This window comes from Halomonas sp. TA22 (genome assembly GCF_013009075.1).
Lineage (GTDB): Bacteria > Pseudomonadota > Gammaproteobacteria > Pseudomonadales > Halomonadaceae > TA22.
In genome coordinates this window covers 2,762,250-2,783,212 of record NZ_CP053108.1, presented here as the reverse complement: position 1 = coordinate 2,783,212, position 20,963 = coordinate 2,762,250, and the positions used below count along the sequence as shown (strand labels likewise).

At 61.5% G+C, this 20,963-nt stretch carries 24 protein-coding genes; 19 read left to right on the top strand and 5 right to left on the bottom strand.

The window, feature by feature from the left end; genetic code table 11:
• Positions 1–23: 23 nt before the first annotated feature.
• The 9 genes from HJD22_RS13170 to HJD22_RS13130 all read left to right on the top strand — a co-directional run bounded on the left by HJD22_RS13170 (position 24) and on the right by HJD22_RS13130 (position 6,584).
• Positions 24–1,163: an acyltransferase family protein gene (locus HJD22_RS13170; RefSeq protein WP_248730250.1), complete on the top strand. Its 1,140-nt coding sequence runs from the start codon at positions 24–26 to the stop codon at positions 1,161–1,163.
• Positions 1,160–2,311, top strand: coding sequence for a serine hydrolase (locus HJD22_RS13165; RefSeq protein ID WP_248730249.1), 1,152 nt, complete (start codon positions 1,160–1,162; stop codon positions 2,309–2,311). The genes HJD22_RS13170 and HJD22_RS13165 overlap by 4 nt, the downstream gene beginning before the upstream one ends.
• 97 nt (positions 2,312–2,408) lie before the next feature.
• Positions 2,409–2,687 carry a peptidylprolyl isomerase gene (locus HJD22_RS13160; protein WP_208653960.1) on the top strand — a complete coding sequence of 93 codons (279 nt, stop codon included), beginning with the start codon at positions 2,409–2,411 and terminating at the stop codon, positions 2,685–2,687.
• 100 nt (positions 2,688–2,787) lie between these two features.
• On the top strand, positions 2,788–3,783 hold the full coding sequence (locus HJD22_RS13155; RefSeq protein ID WP_217267762.1) for an ABC transporter ATP-binding protein: 996 nt from the start codon (positions 2,788–2,790) through the stop codon (positions 3,781–3,783).
• Positions 3,780–4,541, top strand: a complete 762-nt coding sequence (locus HJD22_RS13150) for an ABC transporter permease (RefSeq protein WP_208653958.1) — start codon at positions 3,780–3,782, stop codon at positions 4,539–4,541. The genes HJD22_RS13155 and HJD22_RS13150 overlap by 4 nt, the downstream gene beginning before the upstream one ends.
• A gap of 131 nt (positions 4,542–4,672) precedes the next feature.
• On the top strand, positions 4,673–5,197 hold the full coding sequence (locus HJD22_RS13145; protein WP_208653957.1) for a DUF1269 domain-containing protein: 525 nt from the start codon (positions 4,673–4,675) through the stop codon (positions 5,195–5,197).
• A 56-nt stretch (positions 5,198–5,253) separates the two neighbouring features.
• Complete coding sequence (locus HJD22_RS13140) at positions 5,254–5,715, top strand: TerB family tellurite resistance protein (RefSeq protein ID WP_208653956.1); 462 nt, start codon at positions 5,254–5,256, stop codon at positions 5,713–5,715.
• Positions 5,712–6,317 (top strand): exopolysaccharide biosynthesis protein, encoded by a 606-nt coding sequence (locus tag HJD22_RS13135; protein WP_208653955.1) that lies wholly within the window; start codon positions 5,712–5,714, stop codon positions 6,315–6,317. Before HJD22_RS13140 ends, HJD22_RS13135 begins: the two co-directional genes overlap by 4 nt.
• Before the next feature lie 42 nt (positions 6,318–6,359).
• Positions 6,360–6,584: a lipopolysaccharide assembly protein LapA domain-containing protein gene (locus HJD22_RS13130; RefSeq protein ID WP_208653954.1), complete on the top strand. Its 225-nt coding sequence runs from the start codon at positions 6,360–6,362 to the stop codon at positions 6,582–6,584.
• 8 nt (positions 6,585–6,592) lie between these two features.
• Here the strand turns inward: HJD22_RS13130 and HJD22_RS13125 are convergent, their stop codons facing one another.
• Positions 6,593–7,507, bottom strand: a complete 915-nt coding sequence (locus HJD22_RS13125; RefSeq protein WP_208653953.1) for a YihY/virulence factor BrkB family protein — start codon at positions 7,505–7,507, stop codon at positions 6,593–6,595.
• Between the two features lie 220 nt (positions 7,508–7,727).
• Here HJD22_RS13125 and HJD22_RS13120 point away from each other — a divergent pair, with 220 nt between their 5' ends.
• Positions 7,728–9,821 (top strand): ATP-binding protein, encoded by a 2,094-nt coding sequence (locus tag HJD22_RS13120; RefSeq protein ID WP_208653952.1) that lies wholly within the window; start codon positions 7,728–7,730, stop codon positions 9,819–9,821.
• A 195-nt stretch (positions 9,822–10,016) separates the two neighbouring features.
• Positions 10,017–10,238, top strand: coding sequence for a hypothetical protein (locus HJD22_RS13115; protein WP_208653560.1), 222 nt, complete (start codon positions 10,017–10,019; stop codon positions 10,236–10,238).
• Positions 10,239–10,250: 12 nt separating this feature from the next.
• On the opposite strand, the gene HJD22_RS13110 is transcribed toward HJD22_RS13115, so the two are convergent.
• Positions 10,251–11,291 carry a serine hydrolase gene (locus HJD22_RS13110; protein WP_208653951.1) on the bottom strand — a complete coding sequence of 347 codons (1,041 nt, stop codon included), beginning with the start codon at positions 11,289–11,291 and terminating at the stop codon, positions 10,251–10,253.
• 385 nt (positions 11,292–11,676) lie between these two features.
• Here HJD22_RS13110 and HJD22_RS13105 point away from each other — a divergent pair, with 385 nt between their 5' ends.
• The 5 genes from HJD22_RS13105 to dcd all read left to right on the top strand — a co-directional run bounded on the left by HJD22_RS13105 (position 11,677) and on the right by dcd (position 15,475).
• Complete coding sequence (locus tag HJD22_RS13105) at positions 11,677–12,264, top strand: hypothetical protein (RefSeq protein ID WP_208653950.1); 588 nt, start codon at positions 11,677–11,679, stop codon at positions 12,262–12,264.
• A gap of 50 nt (positions 12,265–12,314) precedes the next feature.
• Positions 12,315–12,728: an alternative ribosome rescue aminoacyl-tRNA hydrolase ArfB gene (arfB, locus tag HJD22_RS13100; RefSeq protein ID WP_208653949.1), complete on the top strand. Its 414-nt coding sequence runs from the start codon at positions 12,315–12,317 to the stop codon at positions 12,726–12,728.
• A 172-nt stretch (positions 12,729–12,900) separates the two neighbouring features.
• Entirely contained in the window at positions 12,901–13,887 is a 987-nt protein-coding gene (locus HJD22_RS13095) for a hypothetical protein (RefSeq protein ID WP_208653948.1), read from the top strand.
• 129 nt (positions 13,888–14,016) lie between these two features.
• Positions 14,017–14,820 carry an iron-sulfur cluster carrier protein ApbC gene (apbC, locus tag HJD22_RS13090; RefSeq protein WP_302051027.1) on the top strand — a complete coding sequence of 268 codons (804 nt, stop codon included), beginning with the start codon at positions 14,017–14,019 and terminating at the stop codon, positions 14,818–14,820.
• A gap of 88 nt (positions 14,821–14,908) precedes the next feature.
• Positions 14,909–15,475, top strand: a complete 567-nt coding sequence (gene dcd, locus HJD22_RS13085; RefSeq protein WP_208653947.1) for a dCTP deaminase — start codon at positions 14,909–14,911, stop codon at positions 15,473–15,475.
• A gap of 82 nt (positions 15,476–15,557) precedes the next feature.
• Here dcd and purN read toward each other — a convergent pair whose 3' ends face one another.
• Positions 15,558–16,301 (bottom strand): phosphoribosylglycinamide formyltransferase, encoded by a 744-nt coding sequence (gene purN, locus HJD22_RS13080; RefSeq protein ID WP_208653946.1) that lies wholly within the window; start codon positions 16,299–16,301, stop codon positions 15,558–15,560.
• Entirely contained in the window at positions 16,298–17,386 is a 1,089-nt protein-coding gene (gene purM / locus HJD22_RS13075; protein WP_208653945.1) for a phosphoribosylformylglycinamidine cyclo-ligase, read from the bottom strand. The genes purN and purM overlap by 4 nt, the downstream gene beginning before the upstream one ends.
• A 125-nt stretch (positions 17,387–17,511) precedes the next feature.
• On the opposite strand from purM, the gene HJD22_RS13070 reads away from it, so the two are divergent.
• From HJD22_RS13070 to HJD22_RS13060, 3 genes are all read left to right on the top strand, one after another.
• Positions 17,512–18,606, top strand: coding sequence for an AI-2E family transporter (locus tag HJD22_RS13070; RefSeq protein ID WP_208653944.1), 1,095 nt, complete (start codon positions 17,512–17,514; stop codon positions 18,604–18,606).
• Positions 18,603–19,304: a DnaA regulatory inactivator Hda gene (gene hda / locus HJD22_RS13065; RefSeq protein ID WP_208653943.1), complete on the top strand. Its 702-nt coding sequence runs from the start codon at positions 18,603–18,605 to the stop codon at positions 19,302–19,304. Before HJD22_RS13070 ends, hda begins: the two co-directional genes overlap by 4 nt.
• A 63-nt stretch (positions 19,305–19,367) precedes the next feature.
• Entirely contained in the window at positions 19,368–20,327 is a 960-nt protein-coding gene (locus HJD22_RS13060; protein WP_208653942.1) for an alpha/beta fold hydrolase, read from the top strand.
• Between the two features lie 9 nt (positions 20,328–20,336).
• On the opposite strand, the gene HJD22_RS13055 is transcribed toward HJD22_RS13060, so the two are convergent.
• On the bottom strand, positions 20,337–20,861 hold the full coding sequence (locus HJD22_RS13055; RefSeq protein WP_208653941.1) for a carboxypeptidase-like regulatory domain-containing protein: 525 nt from the start codon (positions 20,859–20,861) through the stop codon (positions 20,337–20,339).
• Positions 20,862–20,963 lie beyond the last annotated feature (102 nt).

Genomic DNA, 20,963 nt, shown 5'->3' with positions numbered 1-20,963 from the left:
CCGTGCGATGAGGGCGACATGACATGGATGAAGAGAGGCGAGCGGATGGCATGATGGGCATGGCGCTGTTAAGGCAAGCGCCACAGTTGCCCAAAGGACAGGGGCGAATCGAGGCCATTGACCTGGCACGTGGTGTCGCCATCGCACTGATGATCCTCAGCCATACCGTGACGGGGTTGCTTGGGCTGTCACTGGTGCCCGATTGGGGCATGGTGCCGATTCATCTGGTAACCAAGTTCTCCTCATCGCTGTTCATTCTGGTGTTCGGTATCGCGTTGGCGGTGGCCTTTCTGCCCCATGTGGGCAGTGAAAGCTGGCCACGCCGCCGGCTGAAGCTATGGGTAAGAGCGCTGGTGGTACTGTTCTGGTACAAGGCGCTGACGGTGATCGAGATGCTTCCCCTTTATGGTCCGGGGGATATTCTCGACACGCTGCTCTATCAGCGTTTCGCGATCTGGGTGGAAATTCTCGGCTTCTACGCCATCGCTCTGTTGTGGGTGCCCCTGATTCTGCCGCTATGGATGAGGGCGCCGCTCTGGTCACGGCTGTTGAGCATCGGCGTGATGACCGGGCTTGCCTGGCTGTTGCTTGAGCATTTCCACTTCTGGGGCAATCCGCTTTTGCAGGCACTGCTGGTCGATCATCCCGACCACTACACCTGGGGCCAGCTGAGCCGCGCGCCATTGATCTTCGCCGGCTTGCTACTTGGCGAGGCGGTATTGCGCTGCTACTGGCAGCCACCATTCAGACGTCGACTGGTGTTGGCGATTGGTGGCATGGGTGTGACGATGCTGCTGGGCTTCCTGGCACTCTCCGCTGCGCAGTTGGACGAGCAGTGGCTGGCGGTGGCGCGCAATATCGGAAAACATCCCCCGGAGCTGCGCTTCATGCTGTTCAGCGTGGGAGGCGCACTGGTGATCCTGGCTCTGGCACTGCTCGGGGGCGAGCGTCTGGCGCGTTGGTTGCGCCCCATCACGATCGTCGGCTCGGATGCCCTGAAGGCCTTCATCTTCCATATCGTGGTAATTTTCTTGATCCTGAGGTTTCTGCTCGGCTACTGGCAGGCCTTCAGCTATCCGCAGGTGCTCGGTATCGGCGGGCTACTGATTCTGGCAACGGCTGCATGGATCAAACTCACCGCCTGGATCGAAGCGCGCTCATGAAATGCTGTTTCTTCGCTCCCGTGCTCATGTTGGCACTGACCTGGCTGCCTCCTGTGACGGTCGTGGCGGCCACGCCTGGCCAAGCAGCACCGGCGAGCCTCTACGAGGAGGCTCCTGTCACCTGGAAAAGTACGCTGGAGACACGCCTGGCCGAGCTGGAGGCCGGCTTTCCCGGGGAGTTCGGCGTCTATGTGCAGGATCTCAATACCGACGAGAGCTACTCCTGGCGCGGGGATGAGTGGTGGTATCTGGCCTCGTTGATCAAGGTGCCGGTGGCCATCGAGGTGTTCGCCCGCATCGAGCGTGGTGAGCTGGCGCTCGATGATTCTCTGGTGCTCCGGCAAAGCGATTACGTGGATGGGGCCGGTCAGACCAACTGGCAGGCTCCCGGTACGCCGCTGCTGGTCGAGTTCCTTCTTGAGCAGATGCTCACCGTCAGCGACAACACCGCCTCGGATATGCTGATACACCATGTCGGGCTCGAGGCGATCAATCGCCGTGCTCGGTCGTTGATATCGTCATCGGAGGAGCAAGCGCATGAGCGCTTGGGCGAGATCACTACTCTGGTGGATGTAAGACGTCATCTGTATGGCGCCATGCACCCTCGCGCCTTCGAGCTCAGCGGGCGGGATTTCATTGCACTGCGCCAGGCCGGCAACATGGCGCAGCGTATCGAAGCGTTTCGCATCCGCCTAGGGGTGAGCCGTGATGCGCTGCAGATGGCGGACATGGATCAGGCCTTCGATGCCTATGAGGCCACTGGGCTCAATGGCGGTCAGTTGAGCGCCTTCGGCGAAATGCTCGCTTCGCTCAGCAAGGGGCGGGCACTATCACCCGCAAGCACGGCGGAGCTGCTCTCGATCATGCGACGTACGCGCTCTGGCGAGCGCCGCCTGAAGCTGGGGCTGCCAGGCGAGCTGAGCTTCGCCCATAAGACCGGGACCCAGCATCGCCGCATCTGCGATGCGGGTATCCTGACCCAGGATATCGCGCCGATGGGTCTCTCGCCCCCTGCTTTGCAGGAGCCGCCGCCGCGAGTGGTCATTGTCACCTGCACCCGTGGTCCGCTGTCGGGGGGACGCGCCGAGCAGGCGCTGGCCGAGATCGGCGCAGCGGTGAGGAGCTCCGGGGTGACGGGGCGGCCTTAGCGCGACATCCGAGCGTGCCGGTAGCGGCATGCTGGCCACTGAGCGTGGTAAGCTATGAGGCCATTATCAACGAAGCACGCCTACTCAGGAGAACGTCATGGCCAAGGCAACCGCGCGTCACATTCTGGTCGACAGTGAAGCCAAGTGTGGAACCCTCAAGCAAGAGATCGAGAACGGCAAGGACTTCGCCGAGGTGGCCAAGGAGCACTCCAGCTGCCCATCCGGCCGTCGCGGCGGGGATCTCGGCAGTTTCGGACCGGGTCAGATGGTTCGCGAATTCGATGAAGTGGTGTTCAGCGGTGAGCTGAACAAGGTACATGGACCGGTCAAGACCCAGTTCGGCTACCATCTACTCGAAATCACCAGCCGCTCGTAACGCCTGCCATGGCCGTGCACTCAGTACGGCCATGAATGCCGCGGCGCGATTGCGCTGCAGAACCGCATGTCGTGTCACCTTTGCGCATGGATCACTGTCGATGAACCGTTACTTCGATGCCGCCGGCTCTCTGGCCGAGGATGGACAGCAGCGCCAGGCAGCCCCCGCCATCGTCTCTGTGCAGAATCTGTCGAAAACCTACGCCTCGGGATTTCATGCACTCAAGCATATCGACCTGGAGATTCGACGTGGCGAGATATTTGCCTTGCTGGGCCCCAATGGCGCGGGCAAGACTACCCTGATCAGCATCATCTGTGGCCTGGTCAACGCAAGCGAGGGGCAGGTGCTGGTCGATGGGCATGACATCGTCACCGATTATCGGGCGGCACGCTCGCGCATCGGTCTGGTGCCGCAGGAGCTGACCAACCAGGCCTTCGAAACCGTGCAGGACACGGTCAGCTTCAGCCGCGGTCTGTTCGGCAAGGCCCCGGATCCTGCGCACATCGAGCGTGTGCTCAAGTCGCTTGCGCTATGGGACAAGCGTGGCAACAAGTTGATGACACTCTCCGGTGGCATGAAACGCCGGGTGCTGATCGCCAAGGCGCTCTCCCACGAGCCGAAGATTCTGTTCCTCGATGAGCCCACCGCAGGCGTCGATGTCGAGCTGCGTCGCGACATGTGGGAAGTGGTGAGGCGGCTGCGCGACAGCGGGGTCACGATCATCCTCACCACTCATTACATCGAGGAGGCCGAGGAGATGGCCGACCGCATCGGGGTGATCAGCAGTGGCGAGATCATCCTGGTGGAGGAGAAGCAGAGGCTGATGCAGAAGCTCGGCAGCAAGCAGCTGACACTGCACTTGCATGAACCGATGTCGGCGCTGCCTGCCTCGCTTGCGTCCTATCCGCTTGCCTTGAGCGAGGATGGTAGTGAGCTGACCTACACCTACGATGCCGCACGCGGCGCCGGCAACGATGGCGGCATCACCTTGTTGCTCGGTGCGTTGCACAGCGCAGGCATTACCTTCAAGGATCTGCATACTCGGCAAAGCTCGCTTGAGGATATCTTCGTCGACCTGGTCAAGGAGCGTTCATGAATTACCGTCCGGTTCTCGCCATTTATGGTGCCGAGATGGCGCGTATCAGGCGAACCCTGCTGCAGAGCGTCGTGTCGCCGGTCATCTCGACCTCGCTCTATTTCGTGGTGTTTGGCGCCGCCATTGGCTCGCGCATCAGCGAGATTGAGGGGGTCAGTTACGGAGCCTTCATCGTGCCCGGACTGATCATGCTGATGCTGCTGACGCAAAGCGTCTCGAATGCCTCCTTCGGCATCTTCTTTCCCAAGTTCTCGGGATCGATCTACGAATTGCTCTCGGCGCCGATCTCCTATTTCGAGATCGTGCTGGGCTATGTTGGGGCGGCGGCGACCAAATCCGTGCTGCTCGGCTTGATCATTCTGGCTACGGCGGGCTTCTTCGTACCGCTGGAGGTGGCGCATCCGGTGTGGATGCTGTTGTTTCTGGTGCTCACCGCCATCACCTTCAGCCTGCTGGGGTTCATCATCGGCATCTGGGCCGACGGCTTCGAAAAGCTGCAACTGGTACCGCTACTGATCATCACCCCATTGACCTTCCTCGGCGGCAGCTTCTATTCGATCGACATGCTGCCACCGTTTTGGCAGGCGTTGACGCTATTCAATCCGGTGCTCTATCTGGTCAGCGGATTTCGCTGGAGCTTCTATGGCATCAGCGATGTCAGCGTGATCGCGAGTCTTGGCATGATTCTGCTGTTTCTGGCGATCTGCCTGGCGGCGGTTGGATTTATCTTCAAGACTGGCTACCGCCTCAAACCTTGAATCCGGCGCGCCGCCATTCCCGGCGCTATGTGCTCAGCTTGCCGTAATCGCCAACATCGGCAACGCTGTAACGAGCAGCGCAGCATCACGACAGCAATAACACCAACAACACTCAGCTTCGGGAGCGACCCATGCAACGCCTCTACTTTCTTACGCCGGACAAAAACGTTACCAGAGAGATCGCCCACGAACTCAGCGACATGGGCCTGAGCAAGGAGGAGATGCATATCGTTGGCAAAGACTGGAAGCCGCTGGAGCGGGAGGGGCTACCCAATGCCACGCTGCGCCAGACCTCTGATGTGGCCAAAGCGTCAAAGCGAGGTGTGGTGCTCGGTGCGGCAATGGGCGTGGTGCTGGGCATCATCATCCATTTCATCATGGCCGATACCAATATCTTTCTATTGGCCATCGGGATGGGGATTTTCGGTGGGGCCTTCGGGCTCTGGTCCAGCGCAATGATTGGGGTTTCGGTGCGTGACGTGAAAGTGAGCCAGTTCGAGAAGTCCATGCGGCGGGGCAATATGCTGATGATGGTCGATGTCGAGGATGAGCGGGAGGAGGAGCTCAAGCGTGTGATTCGCCGTCACCATCCCGAGGTGGTCATCGACAAGGTCAGGCCTCGCGACAGAAAGCAGGGCCTGGGCGAGGGCGAATAATCGAACGCAAGACGTCTGATCAATGTCGAAGGTCGGACGCCTTTGGAGAACACTTGATGCTTGATTCGATTCAGCAATTCTTTCAGCGCGCCCTGTCCGAACCCGATACCCGCCAAGATCGCCCCTTGACGCTGGAGTTGGCCAGCGCCGCGCTGCTTTGCGAGGTGATGCGGGCCGACTACCAGACCAGCGACGCCGAGCTCGCTACCCTGCGCGAGATGCTGGTTCGCCGTTATCACCTGACCGACGAGGCGGTCGAGGAGTTGATGAGCCTGGCGCAACAGGAAGTGGAGGAGGCGGTGGACCATTACCAGTTCGTCAGCCTGATCAAGGAGCACTACGGCTACGACTCCCGCTATGAACTGGTGCAACTGATGTGGCAGCTCGCCTATGCCGATGGCGAGCTCGACCCTCTGGAGGAGCACCGCATCCGGCGTCTGTCGGACCTGCTGCATGTCGGCCACAGCGACTTCATTCGCGCCAAGCTGGAAGTACAGTCGCGGCTGGAGAGGCAATGACTTCAAACGATGCGCCAACCGATTCGCCCAAGAACTTCGAGGCGCTGCTCGACCTGCTCGAGGAGATGAGTGCCGAGCGCGACGAGGTGAGCATCGACAATATCGTCGAGGCGGTGGGGCGTCGCTCATTCGGCCCGCTGCTGCTGGTGGCGGGCCTGCTCACCCTGGCGCCGGTGATCAGCGGCATACCCGGCCTGCCGACGTTGGCGGCCGCCATCATCCTGCTGGTATCGGTACAACTGCTGATGGCGCGCGATCACTTCTGGCTTCCCAAGCTGATGCTGAATCGCTCGATTGCCAGTGACAAGTTCACAAAGGCCCTGGGCTGGATGCGCAAGCCGGCACGCGGCATCGACTATCTGCTCAAGAATCGCCTGGTCTGGATGCTCAGCCACAAGGGGGTGCGGATCGTCGCCATCTTCTGCGTATTGATCGCCCTGGCCATGCCACCCATGGAGCTGGTGCCCTTCAGCGCCAACGCCGCTGGCCTGGCGCTGGCGCTCTTCGGGCTGGGGCTGATGGCCAAGGATGGGCTGCTGGTGATGGTCGCCATGCTGGTCACGCTGAGCACGCTGGTCCTGGTGTTCAACCAGCTGGTCTGAGCGAAGCGACAAGATAGAAGAGCAAGGCAAAGAGAGAGCCACATGGACAAGCTTCTCCTGACACTCAAGATCGTGATCACCTTGGTGGTGATCATTCTGTTCGTGCAGAACATCGGCGTAGTGGAGGCCAACTTCCTGACCTGGAGCGTCTCGTTGCCGCTCGCTCTGCTGCTGTTGCTGGTCTACGTGCTGGGGATGATCAGTGGCAAGAGTCTGATTGCGCTTTGGCGGCGTCTGCGCCGGCAATCGCCGCAGGAACGCCGCTGATCCTTCGGCTAGTCCACACGGGTGATCACCGCCTGGCGCGGGTTGACATGCCAGGGCACGCCGGCCCTGGCGCTGCGCTCGAGTTCGGCGATCACCTGGGCACCGAGCAGCAGTATGATCGCCCCCACCTCGAGGCTAAGCAGTACCACGATCAGGGTGGCGAGCGAGCCGTAGACCACGTTGACGAAGGAGATGTTGGCGAAATAGACCACCAGCAGCAGGCGTACTCCCTCCCACAGCAGTGCCGCCACGAAGCCGCCGACCAGCGCGCGACGCACCGAGATGCGCACTACCGGCAGAATCTTGTAGATCGCGCTGAACATGAAGAACATACCGACGAAACTCAGCGTATTGAGCATCGCCATGGAGACCCCGGCCAGGGGCAGGCCGTTGCCGAAGATCGCCGAGACGAGCGTGTTAAGCGCCGTCGCCATGGAGACCAGCAGGGTCAGGCCCATCAAGCCGAAGCCCAACACCAGCATGAAGGCATAGGGCAGTATGGCCGAGACCCAGAAGCTGCGGCGGCTCGGGTTGTCGGGCTGATGAAAGATGATCGCCATGGCATCTTCCAGCATGCGAAAGGCGAACGAGCTGAACAGCAGCAGCACCAGTATCCCCAGCATCCCGATGGCATCGCGAGAGTCGAGCAGCGCTTCCACCGCTTCGAGCAGGATACCGGCATGGGCCGGGGCGAGATGTTGCGTCTGGATCGCGATCACCCCGATCAGGTGCTGCTCGTCGACCACATGGGTCAACAGCACACTAAGCAGCGCCAGCAGCGGCACGATGGAGAGCATCACGTTGTAGCCGACACCGCCCGCCAGAAGAATCCCCCGGTTACGTAGAAAAGCGCCCAGTACCCGCCAGACGAAACGGGCCAGATGCCGCGTTCTGATCAATCGCCACTCTCGTATTGGTTGCATGGCATCCTTATATCCCGCGTCACCATTATCAGTGCATAGTGGGTGATAAACTCATCTGTGGCAGAGTGAGTTATTTTACGAGTGTCGTTACGATTGTCGCTGGTTCGTCGATGTCGTACCGCCCTGCCGAAATCAACCGGAACTTAATGCAAGCCTGGCTGCGACAAGATATCGCTTCGAGAGCGTACAAGCAGCAGGTCAATGACACCAGCGAGAGTCCATGGATACGGTCAAGCTAACACGGAAGTTTCCCGCCACCCTCTGGCACAATCTGGCCTTCGGCCTTGGAGTGGTGCTGATGATCGGCATGGGGGTGCAGGGGTTGCGCATTCAGAAGGCGCTGCTGGATGCCAACGCCAGGGTCAATTCAGGACTCGAGTTGATCACCGTCATCCAGGAGTTACTCACCTCGACCCAGGCGATCGAGACTGGAGAGCGGGGTTATGTGATCACCGGCCAGGCGAACTATCTCACACCCTATCACCAGGCCAGGACCCGGCTTGCCGATGAGCGCGCCAGGCTAGGTATGCTGCTCGATGACCGTCCCGAGATCAACTCCGGCTGGCTTGCCAGCCTCGATCGTCTGATCGAACGGCGCCAGGCGATTGCCTCGGCCAACATTGCGGTGCGCGAGTCGGACGGGCTCGAAGCCGCCTCTCTGAGGGTGCTGGCAGCCGGCGGGCGTCAGACTACCGATCAGCTGCGCGACCTGCTAGAGGAGTTCATGTCGACCGAGCGTGAACGCCTCGCGGCTGACATTCAGCGTGCCGAGCAGCAAGCCGAGCGTGCGCAGTGGCTGGATATCCTCGGTGCGCTGCTGATCGCCGTGCTCTTCGTTGCGGCCTTCATTTCGATAAACCGTAATCTGCATCTTCGCCACTCGTTGATGCGCGATGCAGAACATCGCGAGGCACGACTCGCCGCACTATTGCAGGCGGTACCCGATGAGTTGTATCGCATCGACCCGCCCTATAGCGTGACAAGACTGGATGTTGAAGCGACTCCGCCGTCGGTTTCCGAAGCCTTTGGGCAGGAGCTGCTGGCACGGCTTGCCGCAACGGAGGACCGCACGGTATTGCATACCTTCCTGTGGCATGACGGGGGCAGTGAATTCGAGGTGCGCATCCTGCCCACCAGTGACGGTGAATATCTGGCCATTTCCCGAGATGTGACCGACCGGCTGCGTAGCCGCCGCCGTCTGCGCGACCAGCAGGCCTTTCTGCGCAGCGTAGTCGATGCCGACGAGAACCTGATATTTGCCCGCGATATCCAGGGTCGCTTCCTGCTCTGCAACCAGGCCTTTGCCCATTTTCTGGGCATGGAGCCGGAGCAGTTGGAGGGGCTGCGTCCGGCGGAGTTGACGCGTGGCAATCTGCTTTTGCCGCTGCTTGCCGGTGATAGTGGGTTGCTGGCCGGGCGTGCCGAGCTGCGCGTGCCCGAGGTGGAGGTGCAAGACGTCACCGGTCAGGTGCGCGGGCTGCAGTTGCTCAAGCGCACGCTGACGCTCTCCGATTCCAGCCGCTATCTGCTCGCCGTGGCGGTGGACATCACCGAGCGGCGCCAGATGGAGCGCATGAAGGCCGAGTTCATCGCCACCGTCAGTCATGAGCTGCGCACTCCTCTTACTGCCATTCGTGGGGCATTGGACGTGCTCAGCAGTGGCATGGAGGGGCAGTTGCCTGAGCCGAGCCAGCCGCTGGTCGAGATTGCCCACAAGAACAGCGAACGTCTGGTGCGCTTGATCAACGATATCCTCGATATCGAAAAGCTCGAGTCGGGCCACCTGACCTTCCATACCCGACTGCTGGCACTGCAGCCGTTGGTCAGGCAAGCGTTACTGGATAATGCTCCCTACGCCGAGGAGTTCGGCATATCGCTACATCTAGATGGCGAACTTGCCGATGGCATCGTCGAGATCGATCCGGACCGCTTCGCCCAGGTCATGTCCAACCTGCTCTCCAATGCCTGCAAGCACTCTCCACGGGGTGGGCGGGTCTCGGTCGGCATCCGCCGCACTTCCAGGGCGGAGGCTGATACCGCCAGCCCATGGCTCGAGATTCGCCTTACCGATAGGGGGCACGGAATTCCCGAGACGTTCCAGTCCAAAGTCTTCGACCGCTTTGCCCAGGCCGACTCCTCCGATAGGCGGCGTACCGGCGGCACCGGTCTTGGACTCGCAATCACCCGCTCGCTGGTCGTCGAGCAGGGGGGCGAGATCGGTTTTACATCGACGCCGGGCAAGGGGACTTGCTTCCAGGTGCGCCTGCCTTGCGTCGCCGACATTGCTTCACCCAGTGCAGAGGAGGGTTCATGACGACTCCGACTCCCACGGAGCCTACCGCGCAGGATTCATTGCTGATTCTGACGGTTGGAGGTACTTGGGTGTCTGCGTGAGTTGTCGGCTTGGCAAGAGGTGCCGGTATTGATGTTGACCGCCCAAGCCGTTGCAGCCCGAGGCGGGCATGACCTTCGGTGCCGATTTCCTCCCCGATGGTAAGTCGACTTGCGCGTGCAGCGCAGCCTGCCCGGTGACTATGTCGCCAATGCCAGCCTGCGGCGCACCTCCATCCTGAATGCTGGTGTCTGCTGGACGGAGGCGCCGGCGGCACTGACGATATTCCTGCTGGTGGCGATCGGCATGGGGTGGCGTTGCCGAGGCCTATGGCAGTGGTTTTCCCACCGCAAGCACGGCTGGGGCAAGATGAAACGCAGCGGTCAGTGGGACCAGTGAGCCAACCGACGCTCAGTGCATCGCCAGAAGCAACTCCTCCACCAGTTGGTGCAGGCGGCGCTGATAGCTCCCCGATGAGGGAGGCGTCGGGTCGGCGGTCATGGCAATGGTCAGTCCGCGCTCGGGTATCACATAGAGTGCCTGTCCGCCAAAGCCACGCCCGTAATGGACTCGTTCGCCGCCAAGCTCGATGCTGAACCAGCCATAGCCGTACTCCTCCTGGGTCCAGCTTGATCTGCCACGGGGCTGCCAGGAGCTCTCCACCCACCCGTCGGGCAGGATGCGCTGACCATCCAGTACGCCATCGTTGCGATACAGCTCGCCGATCCGTACCAGGGCCAATGGTGAGAGCAGCATGTCATTGCCGCCAAAGTAGATCCCTTGAGAATCGCGAGGCCAGGCGGGAATGGTGATATTCAGTGGCTCGCCAAGCCATCGGCGTGCCAGCGTGAGCGTATCCTCGCCACTCGCCTGGGTCAGCGCCGCCGAGAGCAGATGGCTGCTGCCGGTCGAGTAGAGCATTTCACCGCCGGGCTCATCGATGAAGGGACGGGTCAGGACATAGTCGACCCAATTGGGACTGGCGACCCAGGCACCGTAGAAGCTTCCTGAGGTGCGCTCGAGACCGGCTTGCATCGAGAGCAGGTTGCCCACGGTGATCGTCTCTACTCGGGGGTCGGCACGCGTCGGCACCAGCGGGCCGAGCGGCTCGGTGATGGGCTGGTCGTCGCCCTTGAATATACCCTGTTCGATGGCAATGCCGACCAGCGCCGCGAGTACCGTCTTGGAGAGCGACTTGATATTGGCCGGCTGGGAGACGCCAGCGCCACCCTGGTGATGTTCCAGCACCACTTCTCCATCATGAGCGATGACCAGGGCGTGAAGTCGCTCAAGCGTACCGGCACGCTCGGCGGCTGCGTCCAGCACCGAACGGTCCAGCGTCGCGCTAGCCGACAGCGTCTCAGCAGGCTCATCGCCGGCATGACCCGGGGCGCTCAAGCTCAGCAGTGCCACGAGGCTCAGGCAGGGCAACATCATCAAAGGCAAGCGCATCGGGTCTCCTTACCGCCATGCGGTTTCGATAGTAGAGATAACGTTCGAGACGCAGCGCAACGATTGGTTCCGAGATACGTGGCCTCGCTCGCGTTGGTGATGAAAGGAGTGATAACTCAGGTGATGGCATGATTCGAGATGGGCGCTACACTATGGGTCAGTCACCGTTCATACGGATCGGCTAATCGAGTGGATAACCTTATCAGGACGATATAGGGGCCACATGACTTTTTTGCCAGCAAGGAGAGCCATATGCGCAATATCATCTATATCATCGGTCTGATCGTCGTCGTGCTGTTCATCCTGTCCATGCTCGGACTGCGCTGAGCGGAGCGGTCTTGCCGGTGACCAGTGACAGGTCACTGGCAGACGTTCTCGAATAAGCATGAAGGCAAGGCGTCGCTTCACTCTCGTCTTGGCACTACCTTTGGCATTATGGCTCAGTGGCTGTACTGCCCGTGTGACGCTTCCCCAAGAGCTACAGAATCCCAAACTCCTCTATCTTGTCGATCATGGTCGGCATTCGAGTCTGGTATTGCCAGGCAGCGACGGTGGGGTGGTGCGTTATACCTATGGCGAATGGGACTGGTATGCCAGAGAGGAGCAGGGCGCCTGGCGTGGGATGGTTGCCATGTTGTGGCCGACGCGCGGTGCGTTAGGCCGGCAGGAGTATCCGGTCGATGCTCCTCCCTTGCCCCCTCAGGTAACGCCTGAAGGGCGTGAGCAGGTCTATCAGCTGTCAGCGGAGTCCGAGCAGGTGGCAGCGCTCCGCGAGCGGCTTGACAGACGTTTTGAAGCGGGACGAGACGGGCTCATCTATGCTGAGCGGTATGATCTCGACTTCGTCCCCGACCCGCAAGACTACTGGATGATGCATCAATCCAATCTGGTAACCGCCGACTGGCTGCGTCAGTTGGACATTACCGTCTCCGGCTCCCCCTGGTTGTCGCGCTGGAGCGTTGAGACACGCTGAAAGAATAAGCGCCGCGAGTGGGCAGAACCATAAAATCCTGGAAAAGCCGAATGCTTGAAGTGTCACGCAACATCTTCCTGGCGGATCACGAGATCGAAATGCAGGCAGTACGCGCTCAAGGGGCGGGTGGCCAGAACGTCAACAAGGTGGCCTCGGCCATTCATCTGCGCTTCGACATACGCGCCTCCTCCTTGCCGGAGGGTATCAAGGAGCAACTGCTCGCGCTGAGTGATCAGCGTATCAGCCGTGACGGTGTGATCGTCATCAAGGCGCAGGAGCATCGAACTCAGGAGCGCAATCGCGCCGATGCGCTCATGCGCCTGAAAGCGCTGATCAAGAGCGTGCTTTACTCTCCGAAGAAGCGTATTCCCAGCAAGCCCACACGCGCTGCCAAGCAGCGACGTCTGGATAGCAAGAAAAAGAGCAGCCGCAATAAATCGTTGCGTGGCAAGGTCGAATGCTGACCGACGTGGAACGGCTGGATTGTCAAGTTGCTTTTCCGTGCGTTACGGAAGTGTGTATGCTGATGAGGCAGGTAGGATACTGGCGCCGAGGCGCAAGCCCGGTTGAGTAGACGATAAGGAAGGGGACACGAAGATGGCGGAACCCACATCGCAACCAACATCAACCATAACGATGAACGAGCTCTTTCGTGACACGCGCGTACGCATCATGCTGGCGGTGGCCATTGTCGCGCTGATTTTTGCGATCATCGCGAGCAGCAATGCCAATACGGCGCGAGAGGAGCGCGACCAGCTGGAGAGTCGCGTGGCCACGCTTGAGGAGCAGAACCGCGCCCTACAAAGTGAACTTGCGACCTTCACCGAGGCGCAGACTTCGCTCGAGGATGCCGAGAGCGAGCTTGCCGAATTGAGACAGCAGATCGAGGCGGCCAGGAGCGAGCGCGAGGAGCAGGCCGAAGCGGCACGTGACCAGCAGGTGCGTCTCGATGAAGAGGTCGCTGCGGCCGAACAGCGTCTCGAGGAGCGCAATGCTGCCTTGGAAGAGCAGCAGTCGAGTCTTCAAGAGATGGAGGAGCGCTTCGCGCAGCATGAGGCTCAGCTCGAGGCACTGCGCGAGCAGGCCCAAGAGGCGGGAGAGGCGCGCGATGAAGCGCGCAGCGAACTCGACGAGATCGAGGCAAGAATCGCCGAGGCTGAAGGGCGGCATGCCGAACTCAATAGCCAGATCGAGAATGGCGAGGAGCGCCTTGAAGCGCTCTCCTCCGAGCTTGAGGCTCGCGAGCAGGAGCTCTCGGAGCTGGAAGGCCAGGTCGACGCCTCCAGGCAGACCTTCGAGCACGTCGAGACGGGCCTGGAGGAGACCCTGAGCAATTACGAGGTCGCGCAGCGCGAGGTCGAAGAGGCCGAGGCACGGCTGGAGGAGCTCTCCTCCAGAACCGAAGAGCGCACGGCGCAGCTCCAGCGTCTCGAGGCACAACTGGTCAGTTGGCGCGATGAGCTCAATGCGCTGGGCGAGGACCTGGACCAGGCCGCACAGCGCGCGGGTGACACTGCCGAGCAAGCCGAGGCGACCCGCGAAGAAGCTGAGCAGAACGCTGATCAGCAGAGTGCTGAGCAGGAAACTGAACAAGTTGAGCAGCCCCAGGCTACCAACCAGTAACAGGTGTGCGGCACTAGGTAACGCGACGGCGAGCATGGCTCGCCGTCGTCGTTATGGGAGGCTGGCACAAGCAGGTATACTGTCGGCATGACCGGCCGAGCCGGAGAATCGACGAATCAGGAGCGAATCGTGATCGAAGGGGTAAAGCATATTGTCGCCGTGGCCTCGGGCAAGGGAGGCGTAGGAAAATCGACCGTCACCGTCAACCTGGCACTCGCCATGGCCGCTGAAGGATACCGGGTCGGGCTGCTGGATGCCGATATCTATGGTCCCAGCCAGGCGCAGATGCTCGGCATCGGCGAGGGAGTGCGTCCCCAGGCGGCGGGCGAGAACAGCTTCACGCCGCTAGAAGCCCATGGCATCCAGGCCATGTCGATGGCATTCATGGTCGATGTCACCGAGCCGATGGTGTGGCGGGGACCGATGGTCGCCGGTGCCTTCCAGCAGCTGCTCAACCAAACGGCGTGGGACGATCTCGATTACCTGTTCATCGACATGCCGCCGGGTACCGGTGACATCCAGTTGACTCTAGCGCAGAAGGTGCCGGTGGCGGGCGCGGTGATCGTTACCACACCGCAGGACATTGCGCTTCTCGATGCGCGCAAGGGCATCGAGATGTTCCGCAAGGTCAATGTGCCGGTACTGGGCGTGGTCGAGAACATGAGTCTGCACGTCTGCACCAACTGTGGCCACAGCGAACCGATCTTCGGCGAGGGCGGCGGCGAGCGTATTGCCAGCCAGTACCAGACTCAGCTGCTTGGCCAGCTGCCATTGAAGCTCTCGACCCGCGAACAGTCCGATAGCGGTCGCCCCACGGTGATGGCCGATCCCGAGAGCGAGACCGCGCAGACTTTCCGTGCCATTGCCCGTGCGGTGGCCGACGGCGTCGACGATCTGAAGCAGGAGGGGCCGAGCATCACCTTCGGCGATTGATGGCGCGTCCATTTCGGTTTTCCGATACGCCAAGGGCCGTTATCATGACGGCCCTTTTCGTTCTTCTTGTCTTTCCAAGGACGCCTCGATGAGCATCAAATCCGATAACTGGATTCGCCGTATGGCACAAGAGCACGGCATGATCGAGCCCTTCGAGGCCGACCAAGTGCGCTACGTCAACGACCAACGGGTGATCTCCTACGGCACCTCCAGCTACGGCTACGACGTGCGCTGTGCCGACGAGTTCAAGGTGTTCACCAATATCCACTCCGCCGTGGTCGATCCTAAGGCCTTCGACGAGAAGAGTTTCGTCGACGTCAAGGGCGATGTGTGCATCATCCCGCCCAACTCCTTTGCGCTAGCCCGCACCGTGGAGTACTTCCGCATCCCGCGCAGCGTATTGACGATATGCCTGGGCAAGTCGACCTATGCGCGTTGCGGGATCATCGTCAACGTCACACCCCTCGAGCCTGAGTGGGAAGGACACGTGACGCTAGAATTCTCCAATACCACCACGCTGCCGGCCAAGATCTACGCCAATGAAGGGGTCGCGCAGATGCTGTTTCTCGAATCCGATGAGATCTGCGACATCTCCTACAAGGATCGCGGCGGCAAGTACATGGGCCAGCGGGGGGTGACGCTGCCCAGAACCTGACCACTTTCAATCGACATGATGCACGAACGCCGGGCTTGCCCGGCGTTCGTCTCTGGCAGATGTATGGTCAGTCATCATCAGATCAGTTGTCGTCGACGTCCTCGTCGAGCTCTTCCGCTGCATCGGCATGCGACATGCGCAGCCCCTGCGGCGGTAGCGGCATGCCATCGAAGGTCACCCCCTGGGGGCCGAGTTGCAATCTTCCCTCCAGGAACCACTTCACGGCGATAGGGTAGATCAAATGCTCGCGGGCGTGCACCTTGGCTTGCAGGCTCTCAACGCTCTCGCCTTGTTCGACCCGGACGGCTGCCTGAATCACCACCGGGCCGCCATCGAGCTCATCGGTGACGAAGTGCACGCTGACGCCGTGCTCGGTGATCCCATCGGCCAGCGCGCGAGCATGGGTATTCAAGCCCCGGTAGTCGGGCAGCAGCGAGGGGTGAATATTGAGCAGGCGCCCCTCGTAACGCTGCACGAAGCGCGGCGACAGGATGCGCATGAACCCGGCCAGCACCACCAGATCGGGTTCATGGCGCTCAATGACCTTGATCAACGCAGCATCGAACGCATCGCGGCTCTCATACTCCTGGTGTGGCAGGGCCACGGAGGCAATGCCGGCCTCCTTGGCACGCTTCAACCCAAAGGCATCGACCTTGTTGGAGACCACCGCAGCGATCTCGCCTCCCAGTTCGCCGTAGGACTGGGCATCGATCAGCGCCTGCAGGTTGCTACCATTGCCGGAGATCAGCACCACTACCCGGGGCGTCTCGGCGCTCTGTGGCGTGAAGCCGTTGAGGGTATCGCTCTCGTACTGCTCGCTGCTCATGCTTCGAGGTTCTCCAGACGCACCTGCTCTTCGTCGCCCTCGCGCTGCGCTATCTCGCCCAGGCGGTAGACGCGCTCGCCCTGCTGCTCGAGGTGGGCAATCGCCTGATCCGCCTGATCGGCACGAACCGCTACCACCATGCCGATACCACAGTTGAGCACCCGGTGCATCTCGTGCTCATCGACGTTACCCTGAGCCTTGAGCCAGTCGAACACGGCCGGGCGCTGCCAGGCGGTGACGTCGATGCGCGCGGTCAGGTTTTCTGGCAGCACGCGGGGAATATTCTCGAGCAGGCCGCCACCGGTGATGTGGGAAAGGGCATGCACCTCCACGTCGCTCTGCTTGATCAGCGAGAGCAGCGACTTGACGTAGATGCGGGTGGGGGCGAGCAGCGCATCGCCGAGCGTCACGCCATCAAGGTCGGTGTCGAGCGACGCATCGCTGACCTCAAGGATCTTGCGAATCAGCGAGTAACCATTTGAGTGCGGTCCGGAAGAGGCCAGCCCCAGTAGCACGTCGCCCGTGGCGACCATACTGCCATCGAGAATCTCGGATTTCTCCACGACGCCGACACAGAAGCCGGCCAGATCGTAGTCGCTTCCTTCGTACATGCCGGGCATCTCGGCGGTCTCGCCGCCCACCAGCGCACAGCCTGACTGGGCACAACCTTCACCGATGCCGGTCACGACGTCGGCGGCGATGTCCACATCGAGCTTGCCCGTGGCATAGTAGTCGAGGAAGAACAGCGGTTCGGCACCGGCAACCACCAGATCATTGACACACATGGCGACAAGGTCGATACCGATGGTGTCATGGCGACCGAGGTCCATCGCCAGGCGCAGTTTGGTGCCGACACCGTCGGTGCCGGAGACCAGTACAGGTTCGCGATAACCACTGGGCAGCTGGCACAGGGCGCCGAAGCCGCCCAATCCACCCATCACCTCGGGGCGAGTGGTACGCTTGGCCACACCCTTGATGCGTTCCACCAGGGCATTGCCGGCGTCGATATCCACGCCGGCATCCTTGTAACTGATCGATGTCGGGCGCTTGGAAGGCTGGGAGGAGTCGGACGAGCTGCGGGTCATGACGAGTCCTGTCGTAATGCGGCGGGAAAGAGGCTAAAAAATTAGCCAGGGATTGTAGCATCACCTGTTGCGGCTCGCATTGCTGGCGAGCGGTGGATGGGTCTTTAATCAGTAAGGAAATGTCGATGGCGGAGCAGGGCGCGGTGCATAGACAGTGGTGGATCTTGGCGGGGGCGGTGGGCCTGGTATGGCTGCTGTTCCAGCTCGAGGCGATACTGATGCCGTTCTTCGCCGGGATGGTCATTGCCTATCTCAGCGACCCGTTGACCAACCGTCTCGAGCGCTGGGGATGGTCGCGCCCACTGGCAGTGTGCGGCGTATTTCTGGTGCTGATACTGCTGCTTTCGCTTGCCATGCTGATTCTGATCCCGCTGACGGTGCGTCAGTTCGGGCAGCTCGGTGAGGTGATACCGATGATCATCGAGTGGGTGCAAAACACTCTCGCTCCCCAGGTCCAGGCGTGGACCGGGTACGATCTGACCGGTGAGCTCGACAATCTGCAAGAGACGCTTGCCGAGCATTGGCAGCAAGCCGGTGGCGCTGCGGCCCAGCTGCTCGGTCACGTGGGGCGCTCGGGCATGGCGTTTTTGACCTGGGTCACCTATGTGGCGCTGATACCCGTGGTGACCTTCTATCTGTTGCTGGACTGGCATCGCCTGATCGGCAACCTGCGCAATTTGCTACCCCGCCAGTGGGAGCCGGAGGTGACTCGCCTGGCCAGGCGTTGCGACGAGGTGCTCTCGGCGTTCGTGCGCGGCCAGTTGCTGGTCATGCTGTGCCTGGGGGTAATCTATGCGCTGGGGTTGACGCTGATGGGGGTTCGCTTCGGCCTGCTGATCGGTCTGCTGGCGGGACTTGCCAGTATCGTACCGTTCTTGGGCTTCATCGTCGGGCTTGCCGTGGCGCTTATCGTGGCCTTTTTCCAGTACGGCAGCTGGCTTGCAATGCTCGGTGTGGTGGCGGTGTTCAGCATCGGCCAGGCCGTCGAAAGTGCCGTGTTGCAGCCCAAGCTGCTCGGCGACAAGATCGGCCTGCACCCGGTGGCGGTGATCTTCGCGGTGCTCTCGGGCGGGACGCTGTTCGGCATGACCGGGGTGCTGCTGGCGTTGCCAGCGGCGGCGATCATCATGGTACTCTTGCGAGAGCTTGAAGAGCGCTACAAGAACAGTACGTTATATGATGCCGAGCAGACTGACGGCATTGACGAGGAGCCTCGATGACACCCGGGTCCGGGCAATTGCCCCTCGGCGTGGGTATGCGCGATGACGCTACCTTCGGTAATTTCCTGGCCGGCGACAACGCCGCGCTGGTCAAGGCGCTGCGAGAACAACTCGACGCGCAGGGCGAGTCCTTCCTGTTGCTGTGGGGCGGCGAGGGGGTCGGGCGCAGCCACCTGCTTCAGGCGGCCTGCCACGAAGCAGGGGATCGAGACAGTCGAGCCCTCTATCTGCCCCTGGCCGAGCTTGGCCACTTTCCTCCGCACATCCTCGAGGATGTCGAGCGGCTCGATCTACTGGCCATCGATGACCTCGACCAAGTGCTTGGACGGCGGCGCTGGGAAGAGGCGCTCTTCCACTGTTTCAATCGGCTGCGCGATGCAGGCAAACGCCTGCTGGTGGCCAGCAATGCCGCACCGCGTCATCTCGACGTCAAGCTGCCCGACCTGGCCTCTCGGCTGAGCTGGGGGGTGACGTTTCACGTCAAGCCGCTTGATGATGCCGGTCGCATCGAGGCCCTTCGGCTGCGCGCTCAGGCCAGGGGAATGCAGCTGCCCGATGAGGTAGCACGTTATATTCTGCACCGCGGTCCGCGTCGGCTGAGCGATCTGTTCGACGCCCTGGAGACGCTCGATCGCGCTTCGCTCTCGGCCAAGCGCAAGTTGACCATCCCCTTCGTCAAGCAATCTCTCGACTGGTAGACGCCCCTCCTCGGCGATGTTCGACTAGAGTAGGAGGGTCGCTACAGCTAGGGAGAGTCATGCATGACGCGCGCCTCTTGGGTTATCAGGAGTATCGGCTCGATTGCCGCACTGGGAGTGGCCTCGGCCGCCTTCACCGCATGGACCGCCCGCCGCGTGGAAGCGCAGGTGCCGCCCCAGGGGCGCTTCGTCGATGTCGACGGTGCTCGGCTTCATGTGGTCGAGAAGGGCGAGGGTCCCGTGATCATTCTGCTGCATGGGCTGGGTGGCGCTCTGCAGCACTTCACTTATTCGCTCTTCGATCATCTCTCGCACGAGTATCGCCTGGTCGCCATCGACCGACCCGGTGCGGGCTATTCCACGCGACGTGGCGACGAGGCGGCGGCACTGGGTAGGCAGGCTCAGGCCATCAGTTCTTTCATTTGCCAGGAGGGGATCGAGTCGCCGCTGATTGTCGGCCACTCATTGGGAGGGACGCTGGCCCTCAAGCTGGCCCTCGACCACGCCGAGTGCGTAGGCGGGTTGGCACTATTGGCGCCACTGACGCGCAAGCAGCAGATACCTGCCTCCTTCCAGCCGATGGCAACCGAATCGGCCACGCTGCGCCGTGTGATGGCATGGACCCTGGCGACCCCGATGGGGTTGGCAATGGGTGAGACGATGTTGAATCGCGCCTTCTCCCCGCAACGACCGCCTGGCGATTTCGCCGAGCGCGGTGGTGGGTTGCTGGCGCTGCGGCCCTCCCACTCCTATACGTCATCGCTGGACCTGGTCGCCGTTAACCATGCTCTGCCGGCAATGACGCAGCGTTATGGCGAGCTGGCGATGCCGGTCGGCGTGCTCTACGGCACCGACGACAACCTCCTCGATCCCGACGACAACCTGTTCCCCTTGACCTCCCAGCTTGTCCAGCTGGACAAGGAGGTGGTGTCGGGGGCCGGTCATATGCTGCCACTTACCCATCCCGGCAGGACGGCGGCGTTCATCCGCCGCATGACGGCGGCTATCTCGCCGCTGCCATGAACCTGACGCTCAGCGGCTCAGGTTGACCCTGACGGTTTGGCCCGCCCCGACGCGAACCTGATTGATGACGACGCGTGGCTGGCCGCCTGGCGGTGTGATGCTGGCCGAGACATAGTACTCGCCTGCAGGCAGACCGTTGACGGTGAAGTTGCCATCGGCATTGGTACGCGTCTGGCGGGTGAAGGCCTGGGCGCGCGGATCGGCCGGCTCAACGGCCTGACCGGCCAGCGCCTTCTCGGCGGCCTCCGCCGAGTAGGTGGTGACGGGCGCCACGGCAACGTTTGCGTTGCTACCCGCGCTGCCGTTCAGCGTCAGACGGCCGGTAATGGCGGCGTTGCCCTGTTTTTCCAGTGCGGCGTACTCGCGTTCGGGAAAGGCGACCTCACGGGCGACGCGCCCAGGCGTGACGCGATCCTCGGGAGCGGCATCCTCGCCGATATCGATCACATCGATACGCGGCGAGGGGGCGGGGTCGACGATCTGACAACCGCTGACGACGACGCTTACGGCCAGCAAAACGATCCAATATTTCATCTTTTTCTCCCTGTTGGCCCCTGTCCCTTGAAAGCGCAAGGGGTTACTACAATGTATAAGCTGGTGTTGCACTCGAGGCATGATGCGATGCGCCGGACGGCG